The 22,679-nt window shown below is 56.6% G+C and carries 18 protein-coding genes; 5 read left to right on the forward strand and 13 right to left on the reverse strand.

Features of this window, described 5'->3' with window-relative positions:
- From AC0L30_RS25430 to AC0L30_RS25450, 5 genes are all read right to left on the reverse strand, one after another.
- A partial coding sequence (locus AC0L30_RS25430) for a tetratricopeptide repeat protein (RefSeq protein ID WP_473405500.1) occupies positions 1 to 4,343 on the reverse strand: 4,343 nt, incomplete at its 3' end.
- Positions 4,340 to 4,666 carry a CU044_2847 family protein gene (locus tag AC0L30_RS25435; RefSeq protein ID WP_473405501.1) on the reverse strand — a complete coding sequence of 109 codons (327 nt, stop codon included), beginning with the start codon at positions 4,664 to 4,666 and terminating at the stop codon, positions 4,340 to 4,342. The genes AC0L30_RS25435 and AC0L30_RS25430, both read right to left, overlap by 4 nt.
- Positions 4,667 to 5,137: 471 nt before the next feature.
- Positions 5,138 to 5,923, reverse strand: a complete 786-nt coding sequence (locus AC0L30_RS25440) for a hypothetical protein (RefSeq protein WP_473405502.1) — start codon at positions 5,921 to 5,923, stop codon at positions 5,138 to 5,140.
- Between the two features lie 379 nt (positions 5,924 to 6,302).
- On the reverse strand, positions 6,303 to 7,418 hold the full coding sequence (locus AC0L30_RS25445; RefSeq protein WP_473405503.1) for a hypothetical protein: 1,116 nt from the start codon (positions 7,416 to 7,418) through the stop codon (positions 6,303 to 6,305).
- Positions 7,415 to 8,434 carry a hypothetical protein gene (locus AC0L30_RS25450; protein WP_473405504.1) on the reverse strand — a complete coding sequence of 340 codons (1,020 nt, stop codon included), beginning with the start codon at positions 8,432 to 8,434 and terminating at the stop codon, positions 7,415 to 7,417. Before AC0L30_RS25450 ends, AC0L30_RS25445 begins: the two co-directional genes overlap by 4 nt.
- Positions 8,435 to 8,706: 272 nt before the next feature.
- On the opposite strand from AC0L30_RS25450, the gene AC0L30_RS25455 reads away from it, so the two are divergent.
- A complete protein-coding gene (locus AC0L30_RS25455; RefSeq protein ID WP_473405505.1) occupies positions 8,707 to 10,506 on the forward strand; it encodes a hypothetical protein in 1,800 nt (599 codons plus the stop codon).
- 143 nt (positions 10,507 to 10,649) lie between these two features.
- On the opposite strand, the gene AC0L30_RS25460 is transcribed toward AC0L30_RS25455, so the two are convergent.
- Positions 10,650 to 11,876, reverse strand: a complete 1,227-nt coding sequence (locus AC0L30_RS25460; protein WP_473405560.1) for a restriction endonuclease — start codon at positions 11,874 to 11,876, stop codon at positions 10,650 to 10,652.
- Positions 11,877 to 12,148: 272 nt separating this feature from the next.
- On the opposite strand from AC0L30_RS25460, the gene AC0L30_RS25465 reads away from it, so the two are divergent.
- Positions 12,149 to 13,045 (forward strand): 3'-5' exonuclease, encoded by an 897-nt coding sequence (locus AC0L30_RS25465; protein ID WP_473405506.1) that lies wholly within the window; start codon positions 12,149 to 12,151, stop codon positions 13,043 to 13,045.
- Between the two features lie 442 nt (positions 13,046 to 13,487).
- On the opposite strand, the gene AC0L30_RS25470 is transcribed toward AC0L30_RS25465, so the two are convergent.
- The 5 genes from AC0L30_RS25470 to AC0L30_RS25490 all read right to left on the reverse strand — a co-directional run bounded on the left by AC0L30_RS25470 (position 13,488) and on the right by AC0L30_RS25490 (position 17,882).
- Complete coding sequence (locus AC0L30_RS25470) at positions 13,488 to 13,973, reverse strand: phage terminase small subunit P27 family (RefSeq protein WP_473405561.1); 486 nt, start codon at positions 13,971 to 13,973, stop codon at positions 13,488 to 13,490.
- Positions 13,973 to 15,247 carry a site-specific DNA-methyltransferase gene (locus AC0L30_RS25475; RefSeq protein ID WP_473405507.1) on the reverse strand — a complete coding sequence of 425 codons (1,275 nt, stop codon included), beginning with the start codon at positions 15,245 to 15,247 and terminating at the stop codon, positions 13,973 to 13,975. The genes AC0L30_RS25470 and AC0L30_RS25475 overlap by 1 nt, the downstream gene beginning before the upstream one ends.
- A gap of 237 nt (positions 15,248 to 15,484) precedes the next feature.
- Positions 15,485 to 16,363 carry a helix-turn-helix domain-containing protein gene (locus tag AC0L30_RS25480; protein WP_473405508.1) on the reverse strand — a complete coding sequence of 293 codons (879 nt, stop codon included), beginning with the start codon at positions 16,361 to 16,363 and terminating at the stop codon, positions 15,485 to 15,487.
- 202 nt (positions 16,364 to 16,565) lie between these two features.
- Positions 16,566 to 16,787, reverse strand: coding sequence for a helix-turn-helix transcriptional regulator (locus tag AC0L30_RS25485; protein ID WP_473405509.1), 222 nt, complete (start codon positions 16,785 to 16,787; stop codon positions 16,566 to 16,568).
- A gap of 90 nt (positions 16,788 to 16,877) precedes the next feature.
- Complete coding sequence (locus AC0L30_RS25490) at positions 16,878 to 17,882, reverse strand: hypothetical protein (protein ID WP_473405510.1); 1,005 nt, start codon at positions 17,880 to 17,882, stop codon at positions 16,878 to 16,880.
- A 212-nt stretch (positions 17,883 to 18,094) separates the two neighbouring features.
- Between AC0L30_RS25490 and AC0L30_RS25495 the strand changes: the two genes are divergently transcribed.
- The 3 genes from AC0L30_RS25495 (at position 18,095) to AC0L30_RS25505 (ending at position 20,378) form a co-directional block, all read left to right on the forward strand.
- Positions 18,095 to 18,541, forward strand: a complete 447-nt coding sequence (locus AC0L30_RS25495) for a DUF2924 domain-containing protein (RefSeq protein WP_473405511.1) — start codon at positions 18,095 to 18,097, stop codon at positions 18,539 to 18,541.
- A 77-nt stretch (positions 18,542 to 18,618) separates the two neighbouring features.
- Positions 18,619 to 19,920 (forward strand): recombinase family protein, encoded by a 1,302-nt coding sequence (locus AC0L30_RS25500; RefSeq protein ID WP_473405512.1) that lies wholly within the window; start codon positions 18,619 to 18,621, stop codon positions 19,918 to 19,920.
- Between the two features lie 65 nt (positions 19,921 to 19,985).
- Positions 19,986 to 20,378: a hypothetical protein gene (locus AC0L30_RS25505; protein WP_473405513.1), complete on the forward strand. Its 393-nt coding sequence runs from the start codon at positions 19,986 to 19,988 to the stop codon at positions 20,376 to 20,378.
- Between the two features lie 375 nt (positions 20,379 to 20,753).
- Here the strand turns inward: AC0L30_RS25505 and dgt are convergent, their stop codons facing one another.
- Positions 20,754 to 22,124: a dGTP triphosphohydrolase gene (dgt, locus tag AC0L30_RS25510; RefSeq protein ID WP_473405514.1), complete on the reverse strand. Its 1,371-nt coding sequence runs from the start codon at positions 22,122 to 22,124 to the stop codon at positions 20,754 to 20,756.
- The gene (locus tag AC0L30_RS25515) at positions 22,102 to 22,266 is read right to left on the reverse strand and encodes a hypothetical protein (RefSeq protein WP_473405515.1); all 165 of its coding nucleotides are present in this window, start codon (positions 22,264 to 22,266) and stop codon (positions 22,102 to 22,104) included. Before AC0L30_RS25515 ends, dgt begins: the two co-directional genes overlap by 23 nt.
- Positions 22,267 to 22,679 lie beyond the last annotated feature (413 nt).

Raw genomic sequence — 22,679 nt, forward strand, 5'->3', positions numbered from 1 at the left:
GCACTTTGCAAACGATCCGACAGCGTGCGCAAGCCCGAGGCCAAGTCCCCATCGAAACGAGCCGGCTCCTGTTCCGCGAACCGGCGCCAAATTTCAACAGCCTCCCGCATCGGGGAGAGGGACGCCGGCCGATCACCTACATCGCGGAGCCGAAGCGACAGATCCGTCAGCCGCCAGGCGAGATCGGGCTCAAAGCGAGCGGGCTCTTTCGACACCAAACGGCGATAGATTTCGACAGCTTCTTGGATAGCGGTGAGCGCATCAGTGGAATGACCTGCACTTTGCAAACGATCCGACAGCGTGCGCAAGCCCGAGGCCAAGTCCCCATCGAAACGAGCCGGCTCCTGTTCCGCAAGTCGACGCCAGATTTCAACGGCCTCCCGCGCCGTGGCAACGGCGGCGGTGCGATCACCAACATCGCCGAGCCGAACCGACAAATCAGTCAGCCGCCAAGCGAGATCGGGCTCAAAGCGCTCACGCTCTTTCGACACCAGTCGGCGATAGATTTCAACGGCCTCTTGGATAGCGGTGAGGGCCTCACCAGGACGACCCGCGCTTCTCAATACATCAGAGAGGGTGCGCAGTCCGGATGCCAAGTCCGCACCAAAGCGGGCGGGCATTTGTTGGCTAAGCCGGCGCCAGATTGCAACGGCTTTCCGAGCAGGTACAAGTGCACCTATGCGGTCGCCGACATCGCTCAAACGGTACGCAAGATTGGTGAGACTAAACGCAAGAGCGGGTTCAAATCGCCGAGGTTCCTCTAACGCTCGTCGCTCCCGGATCACCACAGCTTCTTGAATCGAAGCCAGCGCTCCTCCAAGGTCACCAGCGTTCCTTAGACGCGTAGAGAAATTGTTTAGACTTGCGGCCAATTCGGGTTCGTATGAGATAGCCTCTTGGGCAACTATGCCGCGGCAAATATCAACGGATTCGCGCAGACTGCCCAGTGCTCCACCCCAGTCACCGCAATCTCCTAAACGATCAGCCAGATTTCGAAGACCAGCGGCGAGAACGGCTTCGAAGACAGCCGCGTTCTGAACACCGGTAGCGAGATCACTCTCAAATATGGTTGCGCCAACTTCGGCTAAATGGCGCCAAATTCCGATCGCCTCGTTGATCGCGGCCAAGGCCTCGCCTCGAGCGCCAGCTTGGGCTGAGCGAATTGCAAGCGCGTTCAAGCCCCACGCTAACTCAGGCTCGAAAAGCACCGGCTCTTGTTTAGCCAAACGGCGCGAAATCTCGAGCGCCTCATATAATGGACGCAAGCTGTCGATACGTCTGCCAGACTCTGCAAGACAATCAGACAAAATACGAAGTGCCCAAGCTAGTTCGCGATGAAATCGAGCAGCTTCCGTGGCCGAAAGTTGGCGCCATATCTCAAGGGCTTCTTGAATTGTTTTTAAGGCGCTTGATCTATCACCGGCCTCTCTCTGTCGAATTGCTAGAGTGTTCAGTCCCCATCCGAGATCGGGTGTAAACCGGGCCTTTTCCCGTTCCGCCAGCCGACGGCGTATCCCTACGGCCTCGACAATAGGAGCCAAAGCATTGTCATGCTCCCCCATCGCGCTCATCAATTCGGATACGTTCTGGAGGCTTTGGGCGAGTTCACTTTCAAACCGAGCAGGTGCCTCCGAAGTCAAGCGGCGGCGAATCTCTACCGCTTCACGAAAGGAAGATAGCGCGCCTTTATGATCGCCCAAATCCTTCAAGCGCACTGATAACGTATTTAGTGCCGATGCCAATTCAGACTCAAAGCGAGTGGGATCTTGGTCTGCCAAACCTCGCCTTATTTCAACAGCCTCCCGAGCTCTGGCGAGCGCGCCCACGCGATCGCCAACATCGCGCAGTCGATTTGAAAGATTCTGAAGACTGCTAGCAAGATCTGGCCCGAACTTCGAGCGATCAAGGGACGCAAACCGTCTCCGAATTTCTACGGCCTCTCTTAAAGGCGGCAGTGCTGCTGTCCAGTCGCCGGCTTCAACAAGTCGATTGGACAAATTATTGAGACTATCCGCGAACTCGGGCTCGAATTCGGAGGGGTTCCTAAAGGAAAGTTGACGCCGAATGTTGACAGCTTCGCGGATAGGCCCGAGCGCCGCCACACGCTCCCCAGCATCACTCAGACGCGTAGACTCCGTATGTAAGCTCGAAGCCAGCTCCGCCTCAAACCGTGTAGGGTCCCTAAGAGCCAACGAGCGATAGATTTTGATTGCAGATTTGATTGGCCCTAGCGCCTCCATTCTTTCGCCAGCCTCCCCAAGTCTAATCGAAAGAAATCCTAGTAGCTTTGCCTCCTCCTCTTCCGGCAGAGAGCTGCCAAGCAATGATCGGCAGGCCGCGGCAGCTAAAGGAATCAATCCTCTCGGCAGTCGCTTAGATTCGATCATGTAACGCAGGGAGGTCGAACGGGCCGGAGACCGCTCAATCATCTCGATCAGTATCTCTTGTAATGTTGTTCTATACGTTTGATCAATTGTGCCTAAGTCATAGAGAAGTCTTCCCAGCTGGTCCGTGAGATTGTCGCTGCAAGAAACTATAGCCCACATCCATTCTGATGCGACGTCACGCCGCTCAGATAGCACTTTGATTAGGAGCACGGCGGCCAATACGTCCGGCTTCGGCGCCGCGATGCGGCCATTCCTCCACCAAGGAAGTTTGGACAACAAATCGACCAATCGATCCGCGGTGGGAAGCCCAATCTCATACTCTGGATTGGCCAAACGCCGAACCATGTCGACATCAAGCGAACCAGGTACTGCAGCAAGCCCAAGCAATCGCGATGGACTCTTGTTGAACAACCCCAGCGATTTTCCAGCGTTGTCAAGGCGGCTTCTTTCGCGCTCCGCCAGCGCGCCGACAATTTGACCACCTCCAAGCCCAAGAGTCGCATTGGGGCGCGATAGATAAACTGACACGGCTGGAACTAACAACGGCAATCCATGCAAGCCTGGATCTCGCGCGAACCAGACACCGAATTCCGCTGAGCTGACCTCGGGTATCTCGAGGTCATATCTAGCTTTAAGGCGCTGAATAGATTGCCGGAAAGCGAAGTAAGCTTCCTCCTGACCTAAGGCCCTCAATTCAATTTCATAAGAGTCGAATAGGTGACTGGCGTGCGCAGCTTCTACTATCTCAAGCCACCACTCGGCACTCTGCCTGCTAAGCATAAGCAATCTGACTGAGACGTTGCCAAGTTCGACTGTGGTGAGGTCCCTGAGCAGCTTCTTCACACTGTCGAGCTGCTCTTCAGGGTAGTCAACGATTAGCAGTAGTCCGGCGCTCCGCACAGGTACAGTGATTGGATCATCAGGACGCACGAAGCCAGCTGTCCACCTCTCGGCCCGCAGGGTGTCCGCTATCTCTGCTGCAAGCCGTGTTTTTCCTGCTCCCCCACCGCCTGAAAGGAGTCTAATTCGAGCGCCAGCTCCTGATCGAGACCATGAGAGGAGCGCGTCTTTTTCCCGGGCTCGCCCAACAAGATCTGCTAAACGAACACGCCATGAAAGGAGCGGGAAAACTGCTTCCGAGTCACTCGGCAGATCTATCCATGCAAGAGATGGTTCGCGCGCATCGGACATTCCCGTTGCTGTAATATGAATGCCGGATCCAACCCAAAAATATTGGACAATCTGGCCTCCTCTTAAGTTGCCTTCGTCAGGCGATCTCTTAAAGTTTTTAGCTGCGGCTTCCCATCGGGGCCCCGCTTCTCCATGTGCGACCCGAGCATCGTGTAAAAGCGAAAACGCCGAGAGGACAAACTCCGTCGGAATCGCCCATCCTCCGATTGCGCTCTGAGCAGAACGGGTGTGGGATACGACTCCAATCACCCGGCAGGTACGCGCGTTTAGAATTGGACCTCCACTAAAGCCTGAGACAACGTGCGCATTTTTGAATTTGTGCAGGTATCTCCGAGGCGACGGTTGGCGATCGTCGGCAGGCTCGGTCCTCCCCTCATATTTCGCATCGAACACGTCAACGCCCTGACCAAGCCCCGTTTCTGGGAAGCCGCACGCGTAAAGCGGATCGCCAACCGAAACGTCGGCACCAAGAGGCACCGGTAGGCCAGTTAGGTCGCTAACATGAAGCAGTGCCAGATCATCATTTTCGTGAGGGAGAATATCAATCAGAGTTGCGGTGAACTGCTCGCTGTTTCGCCTCACGCCGACCTCAGCTCCCTTCTGCAAGGGACCGACAACGTGAGCACAAGTAATGATTTTGTTCGGCGTAACAAAGAAACCGGTGCCCGGGCGGCTGCCCAGGACAAGCACACAACACTCCTTTATCAGTAATTCTATCAGCGGATCGCCACCCGAACCGCCAGAGGCGACCAGCGCAGCGCTCATTCCTTCTTAGATTCCCATTCTAAAGTTATCTTGAGGTTGGCGGTCGTCTCACCGTTGCATAGAAGCGCGACTAACTTCCCTGCCTCTATGCTCGCTTCGATACCAAACTCTATCGCCACCTTGCTGGGGCTAACCTTCTTCACCGTGTCCATGAGAGATGCCGATATTCCCTCAATCGATTTCGTAAGATCTGAAAACGCTAGTATTCCGATGCCAACCTGGGCTTTTCCTCCAGCATCTCTAACCTGAACTTGAAAAATGCTCCCGTCTGGCAAGCTTACTTTGACCGGTGCCGAAGAGGTCCCGCCAACTGCCACGACCATTTGATCCTCCTAAAAGCGCGCCTTGTTCGCCGCCCGGGCCCCACCGATTGGGGCTGAGCGGGGCTCAGATTAGTGCAATTTCTGATTGTTCGGACTTTTAAAGCGCATCTAGCCATCCCCAACCACCGCTGAACCGAGCGCTCACGACCTTTGCGTTATGAACGTACCAGCCAGCCGAACTCCTAGTTACACCACATTAGAGCGAGAGCTTGAGCCTGGCGCTGGGACCTCTGGCGTCGCAAACAACGAGGCGCCGAAATGTACGTTGAGTTCGTCACAAGCTTAACCGTCGTCCTCGCGAGCAGTAGTACAGCGACGATTTAAGTAAACTCGGTAAAGCATCGCCTATCATGACCTGCGCGCGCGAACGCAAATACATAAATACATCAAGACGCGTCACGGCGGGACGACCTGCGTGCCCTGCATCATGGCGACAAGGGTATCGCGAATTTCAAGTACCGCCTTTGAGCGTTACTGCAGCTTGGATAGCCAGTTCAAAACAGCCTGGTCCAAGCCCGACATATGGGCAACAACCGAGGCAATGAGCGTCCGCATGCCCCACTTGCCCAGCTCCTTACCCGCCTCTTTAACAACTTCGAATACGAACGCGTCAGCTTTTTCCGCGAGCCAAGCGGCTAGTGTCTTTCGCTTTTCTTCAACTACGGCGACCGCTGCTGTTGCCGCTGCTCCATTGTCTGCCGGTGCGGCCGTTTGGGCCTTCAGCGTCTCTAGTGCAGTGGTCAGTTCTTGCTTGTCGGCCTGTGTTAGAGGGGGCACGTCCTCAATGGCTTCGGGCGGATAGTTGTGTCCGATCCCGGGCGTGGGCTCTGGAATTTGCGCCAGCAGCGATTGGAGGCTCTCGACCTCTTGGAGCACAAGGTCATAGGCCTCGTCGAGACCATCGCCGCCATTGTCTTCGTCAAGCTCGTATTCGTCCGGTGGCTCCCGTCTATTAGAGTTCGGCACCCACTCGCTTGTCTCGTCTTCAAGGTCGGAAACCACCTCCTCGATAATCTCTTCAGACACTTCATCCCCGAACATCGTTTCCACGATGTCACGAGTTTCGTATGGCCCGCCCCAGATATATTGATACCCGCCCTCACCCGAGTCGTGAGGAGTGGAATGAACAGGGTCCTCGAAATTCGAAAGCACCCAGTCCTTCATCGCCTCAACGATCTGCTCATCCGACAACCCCTTAAGATTTGGAGTGTCGCTGATGTCCTTGTGTTGAGCTTCGTGGAACGGCTTTTGCGCCATGTGTGGTCCCCAGCGTGGATCGTTTTAGCGCAGAGGCGGCGGATGGCAAATACTTAGTCATGCCACCTGAAGTATTTTCGGGACGAAGATGCGGTATATTTAGTTTGGACCAGAAGGGTTCGCCGCTCGATCCATGCCGCTGGGGCAAACGCGTGATGGGATTCGATTCCCCAGGCGGTGAAAGTCCGCCAGCCTATGTCTGGTGACTCACTCGGAGCGGTCGCGGTTCGACTCCGCGTGGCTCATATGGCGTAGCCATGCTAGATTGAGAACAACGAATAACAATGGCTTTCAAGAAAGGGCAAAGCGGTAAGCCGGCTCAGTCGCAGATCAGATGTTATGGAAGAGGTCGGTCAATGGACGCTCGTATTTCCTAACGCTAGTGCCATAACGCGCTCACCAACAGAAGAGCCGGTGCAAGCACTGCTGCGCCGCACAGCAAAATAGCGCACAGGCGAGTGAAACCGCATATCAACCCGGATGCGGGTGACCACGGGCCTGGCTCAAACCGCGACGGATCTGAGAAAGTTGCTAGCGGCTCCCGAAAGAATCTATCCCATCGTCCACCGTGAGCGAGATTGCGGGCGAGTTCCTCTGCCGCAAAGGCAGTTGAATGGCCATACTTATCATCTCGTACGTTGATAACAGCCGGATCCATGAAGCCGTGCCGAGCGCCGGGACCGGCGTTGGGAATGAAGAATTGTGCGAAGGGGACGGCCCCATCCAGTGCGCCACATTGGCACAGCACCGCTTCGACCTGGCCCTTCCGTAGACAAGCCGACCAGTCGAAATCCGGTCGAATGACGCTACCGACAGCAATCACCCGACCGAACTTTAGATCAGAGGCCTCGGGCATTTCTAATAACAGACGAAATAACTGGCTGCCGAAGCTGTGAATAACGATATCGGGCGGCTCTTCGATCTGATTCTCTCGCGCGTGCGCAACGGCTTCGCGGATACGCTGATCGAGCCGTCGAGCCAACATCTCGTGCCGCCAACGAAGCAAGACTCCGAAGCGCAAGAGCCCGTATTTGTAGATCAAGACTGGCGCATGGTACTTGAACCGATTGGCGATCCGCCAACTAAAGTCTTCCTGCCACGACCCGCGCGTGTTGAAGCCATGAATCGCGATGAGCCACGGAACGCTACGGCTAACTGCCCCTAGACTGCGGTATACGAAAGCATCGACAGGGCGATTGCCTGTCTCACGGAAGTCACTGCGACAATGAGGACATTGATTGTTAGTAAGGGCATCCGCGTCAATGATCCTTTGACAACTCGCTTCGGGGCATCGCCAGGTCGATATTCGCTCAACAAGGCGGGCTTCGGCCGCAGCATCGAGTAACTGACTACCCTGGATTTCGATGCCTATTTCGGCCAATCCGACTTCGAACACCTGCGGGTCGATCTCGGGCGTCTGGCCAGACCGTAGCAGCGCAATAAGTGCATCGACCGCTTGCTCGCCAAAGCGCGCGCGAAGGTCGTCCTCGGTCATGGCGAGTTATTGCTCCAGATCACCGATAGGATGGTGTACACGTCATCCCGCTTGCACTGAACCCAGATCCGCAAGCGGCTCTCAAGTCCATAGCCCTCCATCTTAATAGTCCGACTGAGCTGCGTGTATTTTTCTACCGCGAAACTAAACATGCCGTCCGCGGTTGCGAAACTTTCGTCTTCGACACCGCGACGGACGTTGCGTACAGCTTCTACGGCATCAATGCCGCCTCCGCTAAGGGTTGAAACGAGGTCGACATGCCCACCTTGAGTCAGCAGACGCGTTGATTGAACAGTAGCGTCCGTCCTCCGGCTAAGTCTCTTGAATGCAGAGCCGAGACGGATTTTTGTAAGCGGGCTTCGCGCGAGACCCAGTTCTTTCAAGTCTCCCCAGACTTGGCTTAGAGCTTGCGTATGTTCTTCGCCTTCGTTCGGCAGTTGGAGCATTACGGCGCAGTACGGATCCCCTGGCCGCCATTCAAAGCGTACGAGGCTACGGTCAAATCGTTCTCGGTAGGCCCTGTATTCGAAAGTGTCTGCGCCTTCATCGCGACGATAGTCCTTCGATTTCGCACGCTCCCAACCGCCCCGGCCGCGCTGCCAGGCGATAGAAAGATGATCTTCTGAGAAACTGACAGTACTCAGCGTAAGCTTGTTGGGAAACTCATAGCTAACCTTCCGCTCCAGCAGTCCAGCATGCTTCGACGCTTCAAGTGTCGGACGAATGCGCGCGCGTGAGATCGACGGTGGCTCGAAGAGGTAGACATGCTGATTACCCCACCCCTCGATCTCCGCTAGCCAGTTCTCAATCAGTTCTTGAGTGAGGACTCCGGCGTCAATCGCTTCATCCAAGTTTTCGGCGAAGTCTGCCTTGGTGCTACCGATCGGGACATTGTTCGAGCGAAGGAGGTCTTTGATGAAAACATTACCCTGCGCAAGAATAATCTGCGTCAGCTTCTTCTTCAGCTGGCTCTTGCTGAGTGAGGTACTCTTTTGAACGCTGCTTTGCTTTTTCATGGCCTAATAAGTCAATGGAAATGCAGTTAGGCATCGGCAATCGGGGGATCGACAGTTTCCTCACAGAACCCAGCTGCTTCGAGTCAATGCTACCGATAGTAGTGCGCGATAGGCTATCAAGCAACAGGTGTGATCACGGTGGCTGGGCATGGGCACTATTTCTGACCAGGCTAATTCGCGAGATGTGCGGACGACCAAGGCTGCAATTCTCGGTACTGAGACTATAACGTAAAGCTTATGATGCAGCTCAAAACATCGGGCAGGTAGATCAGATGAAAAGCATTGCGGCTGAACTGGCGACCCGGTCCGGCCATGACTTCCAAGGCTATTTCGCCTTGGTGCTCGGCGAGTTGGTAGACGGGAGCGCCGAGACCAAGCGCCTTGGACAACTGGATCGACTTGGTGTCGATGCCTTCCTCCTCGATGCGAATGAGGAATCGATCAGCACCGCAATCCAATGCAAGGGATTTGAGGTCGTCGAGTACGGCGATGACCAGCATCGCCAATGTCTCGCTGAAATCGCGAAGTACAAGGACAAGGGGCCGAAAGTAGCGAGATACTGGCTAGCGATAAATCGCCCGATCAAAATCCGCACTCTGCGTGATGAACTGGAGACCAGCCTCTTGGAGCTGGTTGACAGCGGCAAGGCCAGCGAGGTCGAGCTGCTCGACAGATCCCGGCTAATGAAGCGACTTGAAGAACTTGCAACGGCGCGTTTGTCCTCGTGGGCTGAAAACAGGCGCGCGGAACTATTTGAATTCTACAAAGAGCGAATGGAGATAGTCCGGCACATCGGCGGTGCGCCTTTCAATGGCGATTCGCGCGATGCGGATTCGTTCCTGATGAACCGCCTTGTTTCCTTTTTCGAGGGAATTGCGGAGAACCAGACCGGCAAATACCGAAACGCGCCTAAATTCCTTGTGACGAGCGAGTTTGGTTTCGGCAAAACCACGACCTTGCAGGTACTTTCGCAACGGTGGATCGATACTGGCCGTCATTTGATATACGCCCCGGCTGCTCTCTTGGGCAGCCAGGCGTTTACAAATGCCTCTGGACTCGCCGATAGCTTGCTGCAGTTCATCATCCCCGACGAGTGCGACTTGAGCCCCGCCGCGCTCTTAATGTTCAGAGGCGTCTTGCGCGACCTGTTAACTCGCTCAACAGACTGGCTTCTGGTCATAGACGGCCTGGACGAAAGTTCGTACGCCTTCCAACCGAACAGTCTTGCGCGGCTGTGGGGATGTATCGCCGATCTCGGCATTCCGGCTGTTCTATCGGCGCGGGACGAACTCATCCATGTTCGCGGTTCAGATTTTCGTCCTAATGAGAGGCTCAAGACAGGACCTGAATTCGAGCGCCTTGCTCTGGACGATTGGAACGAAATGCTCATTCTCCAGTTCCTTGATATCTTTGCAGCAGCCCGTGGCGGCGATCCATCCTTGGGTTACCAGCTCCTTCGGCAGCTTGTTGCGTCCGGTCGGTACTCCGAGGTTTATGGCGATATTCCCAAGCGCCCACTGTTTCTTGGAATGCTGGCCGAAGATGTATGGTTGGGAAAAGAGCCGGCGCACAACCTTCATCGTCTCTATGGGACATATTTCCGTAACAAATTCGATATCGACCGCATCAGTCCCGCCGCTCGCGGAATGCAGACACGACCATCGGAGATCGCCGACCGGTTCGGTAATGATGAAGCTAAGGAAATGCTGATCCGTTTGATGCAGGAAGCCGCGGACCAAATGCTGGATGTCTCCGGCCCTCCAGGCCAGCGCTCGGCGATACATCGCGACACGATTGCGGAAGGGACGCTGCGGGAACTGTCTGCCCGCCTGGGGATCCCTTTTGTTCAAATTGAAGATGTCGCGATGCACTCCTTGCTGCAACCGGGCGGTCGCGATCCAAGAACCCGGGAAAGGCTTCTGCGCTTCGCTCATCGATCTTTTCAGGATTGGTTCTTGGCGCGGCAATTCGCCGAAGAAGCCCGCGAAATCTATACTGGCCTCCCCCCGCTCGCATTTCGATTTCTAACTGCTATGCAGGCGGATCTGGCCGCCGGCGGCGCTCTGCCGTAGACGAGGATGCCTTCTATCGTTTGCCCGACCGATACGGTTATCGCATTTGGATTCGCAAATGAGATGTTACCGAATAAATCGGCCAGTGGCCGACGCAGAGACCGGCTAAGCTGCATCGATCGTCCGCTCTTGAGCACCGCGCCCTATGAGGGACTCGGCGCCAGCGAAAATTCCGTATCTAGCAATGCGCGTACTGCAGCCGACGTACTGAATCCATTCGCGACCAAAATTTCGGCTATATCTTTTCCGCTGAGAAATATGATCGGATGGCGATCTTCGCGGACTTCTTCATAGGCTTGGCGCGCGATGACCGATGTGGTCACAAGCACCCCAAACTGCCGATGGCGAATCCTAGAAATCAACCGCGAAACCTCTCGAACTCCCACGGTATTGATCGGCGCGCCATCCAACCCCGGTTGGTAGCACTTGGCTTCGAGCGAAAACTCGGCGTAGACCGGATCCTCCGCCAGACCTAGCAGGTATCGACCAACGGCGTCTCGGCCTCCATCAACGCTGCTTCGCGTGATGGTGTCGACGATCACACGCGGATCATGCATTTGAAAGACACGAGCAGCGAATGCTTCGAATGCAACTGGCGCCTGCTCGAAGTACTCGAACACGGCCCTCAATATGTCTGCCTTCACGAAGCTATCGGGCCGCTGCTGATCGACACTCCTGATTGATGTCGTACTCTCCGACGCCAAGGCTTGCGCACGTCCGGTTTTTACCCAACTCTGCCAAGCGAGCGGCGCGGAAGCCAAGCCAACACTATTCCCGTTGCTCAACTCCCGTAGCCACGAACGTTCGACAACCGGTATATTCAACACAGTGAAGACGGCGCGGTAATTCTGAAACCGCTGCCCTTCCGTTGTTCTCCAGACGGCAACGAGATCGGCCGTTGATGGCAGGCCAGCAAACCCAGGCGCCGCCAAACCTTTGAATTGCACCGATCGGCTGCTGGCGGGCGTTGGATACTTTTTGAAGATGAGGAAGGTTGGGATCTTCTCACGTATCGGGGGCGATGCGTGCAGAAGTTCAAAAGTGCGCCTCAGGATTTTATTGCCGCCACGCCCGGTATCATGAAGTTCATGTCCAGGCGTCTTATTGTCACCGAAGTAAACGAACTGACCCGTGTTCAAGTCCAGCGTGTCCGGCCAATCCTGATCGGCACCGCTCGTATAGAGAACAACGAGTGTCCTGTCCCGGCCGCGTCCGGCTGCACGAAAACCTCCTTGGTTCCCAACCCCTTGTAGAAGCTTCGAAATCGGATCGTCAGCGGCATTTCCGCTGGCACCACCCTCATACACAGCGTCGATGATTAGATCGGACGTGGACAACAACTCGTTGGGAATAATGCGCATTGCTACCATCAAATGTGGCTTTTGGAGCGTCCTGCGATCGATTAGCTAGGAGGGCCGTTAGAATGCAAGCGCGGAATGATGGCTGGCAGGCCCATCTTATCGCCGAGGCACGCTCTCATTTCCGGATTCAGCGCTAGCCCCGTTAGGCGTGCTGCTCTATTGGCAACAGCGGTGAAGCCCAGACGAGCCTCAGTCGCTCGGTGCTGCCTTTGACCATGGTGCGCGCGATTGTAGACTTGGGGTCTCGACGTTGCGCCTTCCCGCAATAGACGGTCGAAATCATGTCGTCGGAAAACATCGATCTGGCAAGAATGGCCGAGATGCTAGCTCGGTCTCCCGATTACCGCGTTCTCCGCAAGCTTCTCCCGCGGAACGAATTCGCTGCATCCAATGGGCAGATAACCAGGACAGGCATTCTCATCGATGTCGAGACAACCGGCCTGAACGCTGCACAGGACGAAGTCATCGAACTTGCCATGGTCAAGTTCACCTATCTGCCTGACGACAGAATAGCAGCCATAACCGACGTCATTTCGTCCTTCAACGAACCGTCGATCCCAATCCCGGACGAAATCACCGAACTCACCGGGATCACCGATGAAATGGTGTCCCGGAATCGCATCGATCCGGATGCCGTTGCGTCATTCGTCGCGGATGCTGCGCTGATCGTCGCCCACAATGCAAGCTTCGACCGAAAGTTCGCAGAACGCTACTGGCCAGTTTTCGAACGAAGGCCTTGGGCGTGCTCAGCAACGGAAGTTGAGTGGCGTAAACACGGCTTCGATGGATCTCGTCTCGGATACCTCTTGGCCGGCGTCGGTCTGTTCCATCAAGCACATCGTGCCATAGATGATTGCAGGGCGTTGATAGAGATCTTGGCGTCGGATATCCCAAAGCTGAACCGATCCGCCTTCGCCATCCTGCTCGAACGGGCTCGCCGCAAGACTGTTCGGATCTGGGCCGAGCACTCTCCATTTGAATTGAAAGACATGTTGAAGAAGCGGGGCTATCGCTGGAGCGATGGCTCCGATGGAGGGCCGCGGTCCTGGTACGTCGATGTCGACGAAGCAAACCAGGCTGCAGAGGTCAAGTTTCTGCAGACTGCCATCTATCTCCAAGACGTTGAACCGCGCATGCAGATCATGAGCGCGATGAGCCGTTTTTCGAGCAGATTGTAAGCACTGCCAGGATGCCGCTATTTTCCTAGCCTGACCGGACTGACCTCCCCCCTACCTAATTTCGCGACAGTTTTTGCACGCGAAGCGGACGAATTCAGATCGGCTGAAAATAAATAGTCAAATTCGGCCGCAGCGGCGAACACCGGTTACAACACATCCAATTGTCGGCCCTGCTAAGTACCAGAACGAGCGGGCTTTTTGCCTTTGCCGTTACTTAGGCTTGCACAAACTCCGAACGGCACTTTCCGAAAATCCGCGCCACCAGGAAAAAAATCCCTGAATGAAAGTGGGGCCGGTCCGCAGCGCGAGTGGCGCTGAGGAATTGACTACCCCCCACCCGTCCAACATCAGCGACTCGACCAGTGGCTTTTAGTATTGAATTCCTGGATTTTGCGCGTGAACCAGGGAGACCGGTCCGGGGTATCAATTCCTAGAGTTTTGACTACCCCCCGCCATCGACAACGTCTTCCTCATACTCCTCTGCCGCCAGCTCTAGCAGCGGCAGCTGATCAGGTGGAGGCGCTGATATCCGGCTGCGGCTTGCCGGCGTAAAGCCGAACTCTGACGCAATGCGCATCATGAGCTCTGCCTGCCTGTTGGCAATCGAGAGATACGGCGACTGGATGGGATAGCCCGTCGGCGACTTCACCATCGTCCCGTATTTCTGGATCTGCTCCATCGCTTCCGCCCAAAGCGCGTAGGCTCCGCAATAGGTGGCAAGCGCACCGCGGTCCAGGTGTGTAACTAAGTTCAGCTTGGACAGCTCCGCGGTTAGACGAAGCCATTCTTGCTTGGCGACAGGGCTTAGCTGAGGGGGACAATCTGGCATTGCGGGCTCGGGCCTTGGCTCATGGGGATTGAGAGGGCGTTTGCCAGGATTGCCGGTCAACGCCTTGATCCTGGTCGGCTTCGGGCGGCGGCCGCGCATCACGACTTTTCTCCAACTGACGACGCCTCCGCCGCGAGGGCGTCAAACAGGGCGCTGTCGCTCGCACGCTTCGCTTTCTCGCCCGTAAAGGTCTGCCAGCGACGGATCGCAAGGTCGACGAAGAGCGGATCGATCTCGAGTGCAAAACAAACTCGACCGCACGATTGCGCTGCGATCAGCGTGGTCCCGCTACCCAGAAACGGTTCGTAGATGGTCTGGCGAGGGCCGGAATTGTTCAGCATAGGCCTTCGCATACACTCGACCGGCTTTTGGGTAGCGTGCCGAGTTTCAGCGTCCTGCCCACCGCTACCGATCGTCCACAACGTGGTCTGCTTGCGGTCGCCGGTCCAATAGCCCTTCTTTCGCACCGCGTACCAGCAGGGCTCGTGCTGCCAGTGGTAGTCGCCCTGGCTCATCACCAGACGCTCCTTGGCCCAGATGATCTGCGCCCGGACCGTAAAGCCGCTTTTGACGAGGCTTTCGGCGACGATCGACGAACGGAGTGCACCGTGCCAGACGTAGGCGATCTCGCCGGGGAACAAGTTCCAAGTGGGGGTCCAATCCGCGATCTCATCGTTGCGGATCTTTCCCTTGCGCGCAGAGGTATTGACCCCTCGGCGATGCCGCCATTCCGGGTCGTATTCGACACCATAGGGTGGGTCCGTGACCATCAACTGGGGCGCTGTGCCACCAAAGAGCGACTCCACCAAGCTGGCTTCCCTGCTATCGCCACATGCAATCCGATGGGCGCCCAATTGCCAGATATCGCCTGGCTGCGACACGGCGATTTCGGCTACCTCGGGGATCTCGTCCTCGTCCGTCAGGCCACCTTCCACTCGCGAAAGCGCTCTCGCCAACTCCTTGCTGCTGAAGCCGAGGGTCGAAAGATCGGCGCCCATCCCCGATAGATCGGCCAACTCAAGGCCAAGCATTTCGGCATCCCAGCCGGCATTCAGGGCAATCCGATTGTCGGCGAGCACAAGTTGCCGCCGCTTAACTTCTGTCAGACCATGAAGAACGACCACTGGTGCCTCGGTCAGTCCGAGCTTTCGGGCCGCAGCCAGCCGACCGTGGCCGGCTATGATGTCGCCAGCCTCGCTGACCAGGATAGGATTTGAGAAGCCGAAAGCACGAATGCTGCCGGCGATCTCAGCAATTTGTCCGGCGCTGTGCGTCCTCGCGTTGCGCGCATATGGGATCAATCGGTCGAGTGGCCAATATTCGACTTGCAGAGCGGTCCCCAATTCCAGACCTGGCGCATCTTGTTCATTCATTCGTCATTCCCCATTTCGTCCCGATCTGCAGCCCTCCCCCCCTAGGGAATTTCGCGACTGCTTCTTCGATCGCGCCGCTTATGATTTTTTCGCCGTGTTGCGGCCCGCGAAGCTCCGCTGCACCGCGCGCACACAAAAAATAATTCCGCGGAATTTTGCGGCAAAAAATCCGTCACTAGAGGACCGGTCCACAAGGTAACCCTCCAAGTTTTGGCCGCCCCCCGGCTAGTAATGCCTTCATTGCTGACGCGCGGAGCGCGCGCGCAGCATCGTGAGTCTTAAAGTGTCGTCGTCGAGCTGGTGACGGCGCTCCAACGCCGTAAGGCGCCCCAGCTCTGCCGTGTCGAGTTCACCCAGAAGCACCCAACCGTCAGGCCCTAACCTGCAAGCTATACGGTTCTGCGTAACCTCTGTTGGCTCTTGCTTATCCCGGAAATCCTGCAGTCTTGACCCGGCATCGTTCGCTGGTGTTGCTGCTGACGGTTCTCTTAAAGGTTCTATTGAAGGTTTAAGCCGCATAGCTGTGCGGCCTGGCTGGCGCTCTGTATGCGGTGCGGCCATGCCGCAATCCGACGCCCCCCCGTCTACATTAATCGTCCTCGCCGCGGCCTGGCGGGCGCCCGAACCATGGCGCGGTCCGGCGTCGAAAGACCTAATCGTTTGGATGAGGCGATCTGCGGCTTCGATGAGGCTTCCTGATGCTGCCCTCCGTTCACCGCCATAATCCTTTGCTAAGTTGCCAGAGGTCGCGGGACGGTTACCTCCGCGATCACTCGGCGTCGTGCGGAGCGGCCGATCCGCGTTCTTCGATTGGTATGCATTTTGTGGTCCGGCCTCAGGGGCGGACATGCTCAGCTGATAAACGAAAGTCTGCCATTGGCCGCGACGCTTCGGCGGACGTGTAATCGACAGAAGCCCTCGGTCTTTAAGTTTCTTTGTATGTCGCTGGATCGTATCGAGCGACATACCCGCGTCGTCGGCTAGCGTCTCTTGAGAAGGCCAACAGATACCGTGCTTATCGGCATAAGTCGCTAAGACGAGCAGCAGAAGCTTGCTTGCAGGCGGCTTGACCCTCTGGCGCATAGCCCAGGCTGTAGCTTGCCAACTCATCGGCATCCATCCACTGCCGCGTAGATGGCATGAAGAGCCTGCTTCCGCTTGCGAAAGATTCCCAGGCTCCGGTCGTCTTGATCGAAAGCCTGATATTCTCGCTCTCCCGACCGAACGAAGCGACCAAGCCGCTCGCGACCGAAATAAACAGAGTATTCGAGCGGGTTTTCCGCCCAGCAATCACGCCTGTTCTCAAGGCGACGATTCTTCACGATCGGTACTCCGAAGAGCGACCACAGGTATTTGCATCAATCCAGGCGATGAGGTCGCGGCGCCGATAACGCACGGCTCGACCAACTTGAACAAAGGGTGGGCCGGCCGATCGGATGCGCCACGATTGAAGCGTCCGAATGGAGAGGCACAGCAGGTCTGCCGCCTCCTGCTCCCTCAACAGGGCGTCTGGGTCTTTGGTGGGATTCGCGAGGGTCATGTCACTACTGCATTGGTTTCGATGCAGTAAGACTGGCTACGTTTGCGAGCTGAAAATAGCTGACGCGATTTCGAAGTGCGGTGATTAGAATTACGACTGCTTGCGCCTGGGTCCTGGGCGGCCCCAAAGATACCTCTGCTTCTCGCTCAAGCTGCTAAGGACGGTTGCCCGGCATCTGTCGAATTCTCTTTTGCTAAGTGTTTTTGGCCATTTCGACTTTGCATCTCTCCATAGCTGAGTGTTGGTCAATGGGGAGACCCTCGGATCGGACATCATGGCGCCGAGCCAGTCTACACATTGACGGCGGGAATTCTCTTTGGTCTGGATCTGCTTTCGGGCCCTAGTCGGTTCTTCAGCATTTGGCCGGGACACGACGAATTGCGCATTTGATGGATGCTGATCGTGAAGTTGAAGGCAGACACCCGTCCAGAGAGCAACGGGGCGATGATCCTTCATCTGGCAAATCGCACTATTTTTGACGTCTATGACAAGGTCCGCGCGCCTCCACTGGCCAGTCCCGATCGGCCCCTCAACTCCCGTGGCGTTGAAGGTACCAACTGCAATGAGCTGGCCCTGTGCTAGGTAACTGACAAGCGCAGCGAGACGATCCGCGATTAATTTTGAAGCCGCAGTTTCCAGCTCAGATGGAGTTGGCAGCGGTCGATCCAGGAACGTAACAGGCGAGCTTACGAACGCGTAGGCGATATCCGCTGCGGAGATATGCAGGGGCCAGTGAAAGTTAACAAACGCCCCCGGAAACTGCCCTTCTAGAAACACGTCCGAATTGCCGCGCCGTACCTGCATGATTCGTCGGCCTATCTCCGCTATCTCGTCATCCTGGATGACATGCCTATGGAAGGCCTCCGCCAGGGGCAGGCCGCCCAGATCATTCGGCGCGCGTTTGTCCGCTTCTGATAGCATCCCGCCCCACGCCTTGTGCTCAACGACCTCGTTGCCGCGAATCAGCGGCACATTTTTTCGCTTTCCGAGACGAAACGGAAGATTCCAGCTGGCACTACTCCACAACAACACGGTCGCACCAACTACGTCCCATTGCGAAGCGATACGCGGCTCTACCGTTTCATATGAAATCATTGGATCAGGCGGGACGATTACGCCGAGTAACGGCGTATGACTCCAAATCACGATGACAACCTAACCGAGCTCGCGATCATCCTATCGTCCGGCTTCCTGCGTGTTTTGGCGCGGAAGTCCAGTCCTGTTTTGCCCGACACTGCAAAAACTCTGCTCGACTGTGAGGCCGGGTGTGGGGGTGATGTCGACCGCAAATGCGAGGATTTTGCACCGTGAGAGAGACCGTTTTATTGCAATTGGCGGCCCTGAAGAATGCGTCCGCAGCCGCTCTGAAGGCCCGCTGGCGCGAATTATTCGATACCGAGCCCCCGGCCTACAATCGCCGCTTCCTCGAGAACCGGCTGGCCTATCGGATCCAGGAGCTGGCCTACGGCGGCCTGAGCCGGGACACGCTTGACCGGCTTAAGGCCATGGCTAGGCAATTTGCTGACCAAAAGCCGGCTGACCGCAAAGCGCGGCCAATGCTGCACCCAGTCGCCGGGACCAGGTTGGTTCGGGAATGGGAAGGCATTGAGCATTGCGTGACTGTCCGGCACTGCGACTTCGAATATCTGGGTCGCCCGTATAAGTCCCTCTCATCGGTGGCTCGCGAGATTACCGGGACCAAATGGAATGGCTGGGTCTTCTTCGGCCTTAAGACTTCGCAGGGCCGGCAATGACGTCCCGAAGCCGGTCAAAGAAGGCAGACAGGCCGCTTGCCAATTCCTTCGGCGAGGAACTATCAGCCCGTGTTTCGATGACGCGCAAGCTCCGGTGCGCGATCTACACGCGTAAATCGAGCGAAGAAGGCCTCGATATGGACTTCAACTCGCTCGATGCACAGCGGGAGTCTTGTGAGGCCTATGTTGTGAGTCAGCGGGCCGAGGGCTGGTCTCCAGTGCCGGACCGCTACGACGACGGCGGCTTTTCCGGAGGCACCCTGGAGCGACCGGCACTGAAGCGCCTGCTGGCCGATGTCAAAGCCGCGAAGATTGACGTGATCATCGTCTACAAGATCGATCGACTGTCGCGTTCGATGCTCGACTTCCTCAACCTGGTAGAGTTGTTCGAACGCAGTGGCGTCACTTTCGTCTCGGTCACGCAATCCTTCAATACCAAGGATGCGATGGGTCGGATGGCCCTGAACATCCTCGTCACGTTCGCGCAATTCGAGCGCGAGCTTATCGGGGAGCGCATTCGCGACAAGGTCGCGGCCTCCCGCAGACGTGGCAAATGGATGGGCGGCTGGACGCCGCTCGGCTACGAAGTCCATGATCGCAAATTGCTGATCCACGAAGCCGATGCCGAGAGAGTCAGAGCTATTTTTCGGCGGTTTGTGCAGCTCAAGTCCGCCACCCGGCTGGCTCGCGAGCTTGTCGCGGCCAACGAACGCACTCGGTATGGCCATCTGTTAGACAAAGGGGTGTTGTATAAAATTCTCAACAATCGGGTTTACCTTGGCGAGGCGGTTCACAAAGGCACCTCATATCCTGGCGAGCACCAGCCGATCATCGATCGCAAGCTCTGGGATCAGGTCCACACCATTCTCAAGGAAAGCCCACGCAAGCGGGCCGGCAATGCTCGCGCGCAAACCCCTGCCCTTCTGAAAGGGCTTCTGTTCGGTCCTGACGGCGCGGCGATGTCGCCAACCCACACCCGAAAGTCGGGTCGACTCTATCGCTACTACATCAGCCAGACGGCGATGAAGCACGGCAGGTCAGACTGCCCCGTCAAGTTGGTGCCCGCCGCCGAGATCGAGCGGATCATCGTCGATCAAGTCCGCCTGCTTTTGCAAACCCCCGAAGTCATCGTTCAGACCTGGCGCGCTTTACGCAAGCAATCCGCAGCGGCCAGCGAGGCTGAAGTGCGGAGCGCGCTGCTCGGTTTTGACGAGCTTTGGGACGAGCTGTTCCCGGCAGAACAATCGCGCATCGTCGAATTGCTCGTCGAACGCATCGACATGCATGCTGAGCGGATAGACATCACATTGAAGGTCAATGGACTGACCGCGCTCTCCTCTGAATTGCAACCGCAGCCGTTCCAGCAGGCAGCCGAATGAACCGACCGACCACCCTCACCCTCGGTGCCATTGGTCGACCGAAGCTCAGTCGCGACGGAAGAACAATGGTCGTCAGCATTCCGATCTCGTTCCGCCGGCAGGGTGGTCGTAAACGCGTCGTCACCCCCGCGAATGCCGAGGCCTGGTCACCGCCGAAGCCGCAGGTCGACAATACGTTAGTCAAGGCCGTGGTGCGGGCCCATCGCTGGCGCAATATGCTTGAATCGAGCCACTTTACTTCAGTGCGAGAGCTCGCCAAGGCCGAGAAGATCAACGAGTCCTATCTGTGCCGGGTGCTTCGGCTCACCCTGCTCTCGCCGGCCATCACCGAAGCCATCCTGAACGGTTTCCAACCAGACGGCCTTGAGCTGGCACAGCTCTTGAAATGCATCCCAGCTGAATGGGACCAGCAGCAGGCTCTGTTCAGCTCGCCCGCTCGGAAAGCCGGGAGCCGGTAAAACCATCCTCGCTGGAAGCGGTTTGGACGCGCACGGATTTCGCAAATCGAATGTTATGGAATTTCACCGACCGATAAGCTTTGCGACCAAACCTTATCAGTCCAGCTACTCCACCATTGGTACCATCTGACTTGTTTGGAATGTTCGCCAAAGGTGAAAGCAGTCATTGAAAGCGGACGCCTAGGACTTCAGCAACCGCTTGCTGATCACTCTGCGCCTCGCCCACAGGGCGACGGCCGCGTGGAAGCTGGGACCACGGGCGGGGCAGGTCAAACAGATGATCGGCAGAAGCTCGCGCGGTCAACATCATTGCTAGCAGGAGCTTCAATTGAAGTTGCGGAGGCAGCGATACGCAGGCTGACAGGCGATCGAAAATCAGACTGGCTTGAACATACTGTGACCGGCGTTCGAATGTAGACGGTCATAGAATTCAGTCGCGTAACGATCGGTCATGCCGGCAACAAAATCGCAAATGATGCGGAGCTGCTCGGGTCTGTTTGAGGCACTCGCGTGGTTTTCGCGCACATCATCGGGCATCATTAGATAACCCCTTTTGCTGGCGAGTGCCTCGAAGATACTCTTCACTACCTCGTATCCGCGGAATTCAGGCAATTTAACCCGCGATGAGTAGATCATGCTTTCAAAGGTATACTGCTTTAGAACCTCGACTTTCAGGCGTGCCTTATGGTTAAGGTACGCCTCGCTGAGCATCGGGTATTGTGGGTTGAGCTTCACCCCGACCGAGTTGATGGCCTCATGAACCAATTGCGAGGACAGTTTCGTCCTGAAATAGCCCGACTCGCTCAACGCCTGCGAAGCCCTAAAGGTCTCCACGAAGGCGAGCAATGAATTCTCGGAGTCATCGGCATTTATCGCAGCAAAAATGTCGCTGAAGATATCAAGCACATCATCCGGCGCGATCGCACGACCGATCTCTTCAGACGTCTTGTCCGCAACCTTGGACAGCAAGTCATCCTTGGATGCGAGAATGGACGCAGGGCTGAGAAAGCCCGCCTTCATCGAATCTTCGAGGTCATAGGTCGAATACGCAATGTCATCAGCCAGATCCATAATCCAGCATTCGATGGTCTTGAACTTTCGGCGACCAAAGCGGCCCGCCGTGTGCAGCTTGATGTTGCGGACGACGTCCGCTTCCGATTCGTAGTAGCCCTTTACGAGCTTGCTCGCTTTGGTTCGCCGCGCAGGAATGACCCTATCGTACTTCAGAACGGCGGCCATTAGACGGTAGGTCAAATTCAGCCCCGCGCGATCGTCTCCCTTGGCCGTCCTTCTCCGGACCTTTTTCTCAAGCCTTGATATGATGCGCAGCGTCTGCGCGTTTCCTTCAAAGCCTCCCGCCCCCCGCATGAGATCGTCGAGCGCGCGCTCGCCGTTGTGCCCAAATGGCGGATGACCGATGTCATGGAGAAGTGCGGCAGCTTCACACAGGCGCAGGTCGAGCCTGTTCTTACTGAAGTAAGGATCGACGTGGTTCAACCGCTCGGCGATGCCGCTCGCAATCTGTGCCACTTCAAGCGAGTGCGTGAGACGATTTCGGAAAAAGTCGGACTCGTGGCCAGGAAAGACCTGGGTCTTCCCTTGTAGCCGTCTGAAGCTCGCGCTGTGGATGATCCTGCCGTAGTCACGTCCTACGGGCAGGCGCCAAGGATCGGAGGAGCCGCCCTCGTCGACTTCGCGCTTCCAGTCGCTGTCGGAATAGAGGCTAGGCCTTCTTCTTGCGGACAAGCTTTACCCGCTTCGTATTTGGCGAAGCAGAGATACCCGCTATCTTTACGGAAGCGCCCTTCTTCAGCAGCACCCGCCTCAAGATAGTGACCTGCTTTTCAGCCAAATCTCTTGCCTCAAGTACGGCGGCGTAGGCGGTCATGATTCGATCCTCTTTGTATGACATTACGCTAGACCGCGGCTGAAGGTCCACTCAGTTTGGGCCGCCAGCCTTAATTTTCTGCTAGTTGGCACAGTCGGCAGATCAAATTTGGCTAGGAGATCATGGGCGTCAGCCGAACACCGCTCCAGCCGGGATAGAACGCGGCCTCCTCCAGACGTAGCCGTACAGGCCAGGTGGGCCGGTCTCGTCCACATGTTTGCGCTGCTTCAAGGCTTGCCCTCCGGGTTGGCTGACGGCACTAACATGGAAGGATGCCGGCAGGAGGTCCGGGGCGCCCCCGGAAAGCCAACCGTGTTTGGCTGTCAAAGGGCGGGAGTGTTCCGTAGGAGCAACTGGACTGGAACGCCTAGGCCCATTACTTCCGTTCGGCAAGGCTTCCGTACAAGGACCCG

The sequence above is a fragment of the Bradyrhizobium sp. MI1.11 genome, assembly GCF_055811255.1.

What these genes read in the sequence shown, in the direction of transcription:
- AC0L30_RS25470 (WP_473405561.1), bottom strand. Translation starts at nt 13,973, where the DNA reads ATGCGCGGCCGCCGCCCGAAGCCGACCAGGATCAAGGCGTTGACCGGC.
- AC0L30_RS25500 (WP_473405512.1), top strand. Translation starts at nt 18,619, where the DNA reads ATGACGCGCAAGCTCCGGTGCGCGATCTACACGCGTAAATCGAGCGAA.
- AC0L30_RS25480 (WP_473405508.1), bottom strand. Translation starts at nt 16,363, where the DNA reads ATGCCGATGAGTTGGCAAGCTACAGCCTGGGCTATGCGCCAGAGGGTC.
- AC0L30_RS25460 (WP_473405560.1), bottom strand. Translation starts at nt 11,876, where the DNA reads ATGGTAGCAATGCGCATTATTCCCAACGAGTTGTTGTCCACGTCCGAT.
- AC0L30_RS25515 (WP_473405515.1), bottom strand. Translation starts at nt 22,266, where the DNA reads ATGACCGCCTACGCCGCCGTACTTGAGGCAAGAGATTTGGCTGAAAAG.
- AC0L30_RS25465 (WP_473405506.1), top strand. Translation starts at nt 12,149, where the DNA reads ATGTCGTCGGAAAACATCGATCTGGCAAGAATGGCCGAGATGCTAGCT.
- AC0L30_RS25485 (WP_473405509.1), bottom strand. Translation starts at nt 16,787, where the DNA reads ATGACCCTCGCGAATCCCACCAAAGACCCAGACGCCCTGTTGAGGGAG.
- AC0L30_RS25435 (WP_473405501.1), bottom strand. Translation starts at nt 4,666, where the DNA reads ATGGTCGTGGCAGTTGGCGGGACCTCTTCGGCACCGGTCAAAGTAAGC.
- AC0L30_RS25475 (WP_473405507.1), bottom strand. Translation starts at nt 15,247, where the DNA reads ATGAATGAACAAGATGCGCCAGGTCTGGAATTGGGGACCGCTCTGCAA.
- AC0L30_RS25445 (WP_473405503.1), bottom strand. Translation starts at nt 7,418, where the DNA reads ATGACCGAGGACGACCTTCGCGCGCGCTTTGGCGAGCAAGCGGTCGAT.
- AC0L30_RS25490 (WP_473405510.1), bottom strand. Translation starts at nt 17,882, where the DNA reads ATGATTTCATATGAAACGGTAGAGCCGCGTATCGCTTCGCAATGGGAC.
- AC0L30_RS25505 (WP_473405513.1), top strand. Translation starts at nt 19,986, where the DNA reads ATGGTCGTCAGCATTCCGATCTCGTTCCGCCGGCAGGGTGGTCGTAAA.
- AC0L30_RS25450 (WP_473405504.1), bottom strand. Translation starts at nt 8,434, where the DNA reads ATGAAAAAGCAAAGCAGCGTTCAAAAGAGTACCTCACTCAGCAAGAGC.
- AC0L30_RS25440 (WP_473405502.1), bottom strand. Translation starts at nt 5,923, where the DNA reads ATGGCGCAAAAGCCGTTCCACGAAGCTCAACACAAGGACATCAGCGAC.
- AC0L30_RS25455 (WP_473405505.1), top strand. Translation starts at nt 8,707, where the DNA reads ATGAAAAGCATTGCGGCTGAACTGGCGACCCGGTCCGGCCATGACTTC.